Source organism: Gilliamella sp. A7 (assembly GCF_002142015.1).
Taxonomy (GTDB): domain Bacteria; phylum Pseudomonadota; class Gammaproteobacteria; order Enterobacterales; family Orbaceae; genus Gilliamella; species Gilliamella apis_A.
On record NZ_NASN01000080.1, the window covers coordinates 1 to 4616 of the forward strand.

Here is a 4616-nt window from a genome sequence, read left to right on the forward strand (position 1 = left end):
GTATTTTTACTATTCATTCAAAATCATATCTATTGCGGGATATATAGATATGTGAATATCGTAATTATTAATCGCAATTACCAGTAACAACAAGATAAAATTTAAAAGATTAAATACGCTGTATATAAATTTCAAATGCAGAAAATAAGGTGGGCTGGGTACCCACCTCTGCAGTAAATCAAAAAGCTATAATGGATTATTGGAGAAACTATACGGTTTTATATAGTCGATTATCCAAAGAAAAAATACATAAAATTATCTACAAACAATTTAGAAGAAAGATTTTTGTTTAATTCTTCTTCAATTCTTAATAAATATTCAGGTTTGTGATTAAAATCATCATCGGCTACATCACCTCCAAACTCAACCTCTTCCAATTTAATAAGGTTTGAATAAATATCTAAAAAATCACTTAACGAGTCTGTCATTTTATACATATCCATCTGTACACTACCATAAACAGGAGATTTCATGTCAGATGAATCACACAACAACACATCGCCATTACGGTCAGCGAATATTATATAGCTATCTTTCCATTCTGGATTATTACCCCAGCCATCAAGGATATTTTTCAATTGATTTCTTTCGATAACATCAATAGTTAAATCATTTCCTAATATTGGCCCATCTTCAAGTATCATATGATCATAAAAATATAGAATCTCATCAGTTAATGGAAGGTCAATTTTATCAGCTTTCAATTTCGTATTAGAATACTTCATTATCCCCAAACTTGTATTACTGTTTTGAAATATTTCTGCAAATTTACGTAAAGCATCATCAATAAACATATATTTTCACCTTCAGCATCGTTGTTTTAAAGTAGCACCTCGATCTATCAAACGCCCTTTGGTCGGATTTTGTGTAGTTCCTCTATGTCCTCTTAGTCCATGTACATGTTCATTAAAACCACTAGGATGACGATAATTTTGTAAGAAAACAATATTTCTCGGATCTCCTTCCCATTTTGCTCCTAGAGAGCCATTTCCCTCAACAGAATTTATATGATGTCCAGTAAACCTGCCTTAGACATAACTTTGGTAAGTCGACTATTTGGTGTATTCAAAATTAGTGCTCTGCCGTTTGTCTGCGCTGCTTTCCTGAATCATCAGCAGCCCGTCTCACAGGAAGGTGGTGCGGTTGCATGGCTTACCGTCACGATCCAGTCGATGCGCCGGCCGAGGGCATCGTAGCCGTAGCGTTCAGTATGGTTCAGCTGTTCGATACACACTTAGGTCAGGCGGTGTTCGGCATCGTAATGGTAATACTGGGTACCGCTGGCAGTTTGTTTGCTGCGGACATGCCTATGCGGTATCAGTTTAGTTTGAAGGTGGTAATAAACAGTTTACCACCTGTTTTTAAAGCTAAAATTTATTATTTCAGCATTGTTTTTTTGATGTTGCCAACATTCACATTCTTATTATTGTAATTACAATTTAATTTTTTTATTCAAAAATTCCTTCTTCTAAAAATCCTTCTTTTTTTAATCGCGCTAATATTTCACGTTCTTTTTCAGAAATTCCTTCTTTTTTTAATTTTGCTAATACTTCACGTCCTTTTTCAGAAAGCTCTAATTTTTTTAAGTAAATTGGAATGCTTCGCTGTGGACCCATAAAAATGCCTTTAGGATCTTTTACCCAAGTATTTAATGCTGAATCTGGAAAAGGAATATTCGGATTTTCAAATTCATCTTCACTTGGATCATAATCATCATCATCATCTTCTAATTTGGTAATCATTGATAAAAATTGATCAAAGGAATCTGCTACAAATTTTAAATTGGTATTTTGTTCCAGGTATCCGTTTATTACTTTCGGATCAAAATACAGATCATTAACTTCTTGATCCCAATGATAAATTTTGCCATTCGGATGTAAACAAAGTAAATCTCCATAATTCACAGTTGCTATAGCAATATGCTTTTCAGGTATTCTATTCAGATACGCATAGTTTGTAGCAATTAAATCTTCATCTTCTTTTTTTGAGAAGCCTAAAATAACTTCGAGCGGTAATTCTTCCCCTTCACAGTCAATACCATAACAAAATTCCATGTTATAAAAATCAATCACGTTATATTGTTTTAAAAAATTAATATAAGAACTGTGTGATTTTTTTCAATTTTAATTTCGAAATCAGTTTATCAATATCTTCGGGTACTTTATATTTTGATTGAAACATTTTATTTCCTTTAAGGTTTATCCATGAATAAGTTCTGATGCACCACCTGTATGAGGAAAGTTTTTATGTAATTCAGCATCAAGAAGTATCAATGTCTCTTTATCAACATGATGCCACACTTTTCCTGGCGGAGCTTTGTATTTATCATCTTTTTTATCACCTTTGTATCCAATCTCTTCGTTTGCTATTTTGTTACGTGTTTCCTATTACCATTAAACCTTGTTGATTTTACTTGTGTTTCCTTATACGGGCTGAAATCCGGATTATCATATTTATCATACGTTACCGCCCTACCTTTATGGTCGTAGTAAGTAGTAGATCCATCTGGATGATATATTGTTCTGGAATGATCTATATTCTTGTTCTTTGCGGAAGGCTTTCGTTTTTTTCTGGCAGTACCACATTTAGCCCATCCCCACGGATCAATCCACATAAACGCATTGGGCGCATACTGATACAGATTGAGTCCAGGGAAATACTGTTATGGTAAGACACCTTGGCAAACTTGGGTAGAGACAAAAGGACTGGCTAAAGAAAAGCAGCTAGAGAATTTATTTTACTCATCAGACAGTCATTGTGTTAGAACGAATGCCGATGAGTAGGTAGTATTTGTCAGATTAAGTTTGAGCTAGTACACATAAGTATAAATAGTCATAGAACTTCAACTGTACCAACTAGTTTAGGTCCTTCATAAATATTCATCATAAATCCTTTCTTAAGTAAAAAGCTTGGCGCATCTTCCATTAAAAAATAGGCTTCTCCTAAACCTATTCTTTGAGTGGATTCTACTAGCTCGTAACTTTTAACATTTAATACTAATGACCAAGATGAAATATCGCCATTTTTACCTTCCATTGGTTTAGTAATAACATAGTATTTTATATTTAGGGGAAGAGTTTTTTTTCCACCTTGTTGTATAGGGGTCCAATAAATTTTGACATTAACTCTGCAATTTTCCATTTTGTTTCTCCTCATTAACATTTTGGTTGATGTATATATTTACTCCATTTAGGCTTTATTTTAGCCTTATTAAGGATTACATTATCAATAAATCTAGCTTTTGCTATATCATCTAATCGAGGATTTTTATAGGCTGCATCTGCTATATTATCAGGAACGCTAACCTGAACGACACGGAAATCACCACCATGTCCCATTTTTTCACCCCATGTAACAGCATCTTTATAGGACTCAGCAAACCATTTTCCTTCTAAGGTGCTTGGAGGTGATGTCCACTTTCCAGTTTTCATTAATTCATCGTATTCTGCAAGATTCATACCTCTATATAAGAGCATTAAACCAAGTGGATCAATCCAAGTTAACCCATTAGGCGCATACTGATACAGATTAAACCCACCCAGCAACCCAATCGGGTCTGGCTGAGTAAATCTACCTATATCCGGATCATAATACCTGAAAGTATTGTAATGTAAGCCGGTTTCTCTGTCTAAATATTGTCCCTGATATCTGAGGTTTTGCTCTATGGATTCGTGTTCGATTTCATGAATCCGCTTTCCCCATAACTGAAAGCTACATTCCCACAGTATTTTACCGTTTGCATCGGTAAGTTCTTCCGGACAGCCATTCAGGTCGGTGTGGCCGGCCAAGGGCGTCGTAGACGTAGCCGTAACGCTGACTGCGGCCTGTTTGTTCGATGCGTACTTCGCTCAGGCGGTGTTCAGCATCGTAGTGGTAGTGCTGGGTTGTGCCGATGGTCTGTTTGCTGTGTTTTTTGCTTACCAATCGGTCGAGGTTGTCGTACTGGTAGCTGCGTTCGATGAGGATATCAGGCAGGGTGGTAGCGATGCGATTGCCCAGTGGGTCGTACTGATAGTTGGTGGTGTCGGGGGTATATTTGCCGATAACACGGCTATAGGCATTATAGCTAAAGTCAAGCCTACTAGAGACTAAACAACTGGTTTTATTGTCACAATTGGTTTATTATTTTTAACTATCTATTTTCTTTAATTGTTTTAAAAACACAATCAATATAATCCTGTCTATTTATAATAAGTAAAGGACAATCCTATTTTTCCCTACTAAATATTCTTTTAATATATTAATGGCATAAATAGTCAGGACCTACATCAAAATATTTACCTTATTTAGGTAATTAAATATTATTTAATGTTAAAAATATTTAATTTATTAATTTTTATTATATGAGTATAATTTTATTTCTAGAATAAACTGAATGTTTAGATCTAATTACAATTTATAAAATTGGAGACTTTAACGTATTTGATATAATTGCTGGTGGTAAATCGGTATCCTGATAAATTATAGTACTTCCACTACAGAAACATATTTCCATTTGTTCTATATTATTTATATGATTTACTTTATACTCTGGTAGTAATTGGATGATGTTGGACTGTAATATATTATTGAAATTCATTGTCATTATTCCATGCATATCATGAATAGCTATATAA

General features: G+C 34.3%; 6 protein-coding genes and 2 pseudogenes. 1 reads left to right on the top strand and 7 read right to left on the bottom strand.

Annotated elements, in window-relative coordinates:
- Positions 1-230 precede the first annotated feature (230 nt).
- Entirely contained in the window at positions 231-794 is a 564-nt protein-coding gene (locus tag B6D18_RS11985; RefSeq protein WP_086364651.1) for a hypothetical protein, read from the bottom strand.
- Between the two features lie 353 nt (positions 795-1147).
- Between B6D18_RS11985 and B6D18_RS12660 the strand changes: the two genes are divergently transcribed.
- The gene (locus B6D18_RS12660; protein ID WP_086364652.1) at positions 1148-1432 is read left to right on the top strand and encodes a hypothetical protein; all 285 of its coding nucleotides are present in this window, start codon (positions 1148-1150) and stop codon (positions 1430-1432) included.
- Between the two features lie 16 nt (positions 1433-1448).
- Here B6D18_RS12660 and B6D18_RS11995 read toward each other — a convergent pair whose 3' ends face one another.
- From B6D18_RS11995 to B6D18_RS12790, 6 genes and pseudogenes are all read right to left on the bottom strand, one after another.
- Positions 1449-2096 (bottom strand): SMI1/KNR4 family protein, encoded by a 648-nt coding sequence (locus B6D18_RS11995; RefSeq protein ID WP_086364653.1) that lies wholly within the window; start codon positions 2094-2096, stop codon positions 1449-1451.
- A gap of 102 nt (positions 2097-2198) precedes the next feature.
- On the bottom strand, positions 2199-2369 hold the full coding sequence (locus tag B6D18_RS12665) for an HNH endonuclease (RefSeq protein WP_086364654.1): 171 nt from the start codon (positions 2367-2369) through the stop codon (positions 2199-2201).
- A 463-nt stretch (positions 2370-2832) separates the two neighbouring features.
- A complete protein-coding gene (locus B6D18_RS12010) occupies positions 2833-3141 on the bottom strand; it encodes a hypothetical protein (protein WP_198208113.1) in 309 nt (102 codons plus the stop codon).
- 335 nt (positions 3142-3476) lie between these two features.
- Positions 3477-3948: pseudogene (locus B6D18_RS13080) on the bottom strand (RHS repeat domain-containing protein); the annotation flags it as partial.
- Between the two features lie 24 nt (positions 3949-3972).
- A pseudogene (locus B6D18_RS13085) lies at positions 3973-4053 on the bottom strand (hypothetical protein); the annotation flags it as partial.
- 343 nt (positions 4054-4396) lie between these two features.
- Positions 4397-4616: hypothetical protein (locus B6D18_RS12790; RefSeq protein WP_216818971.1), on the bottom strand; the 220-nt coding region annotated here is incomplete at its 5' end.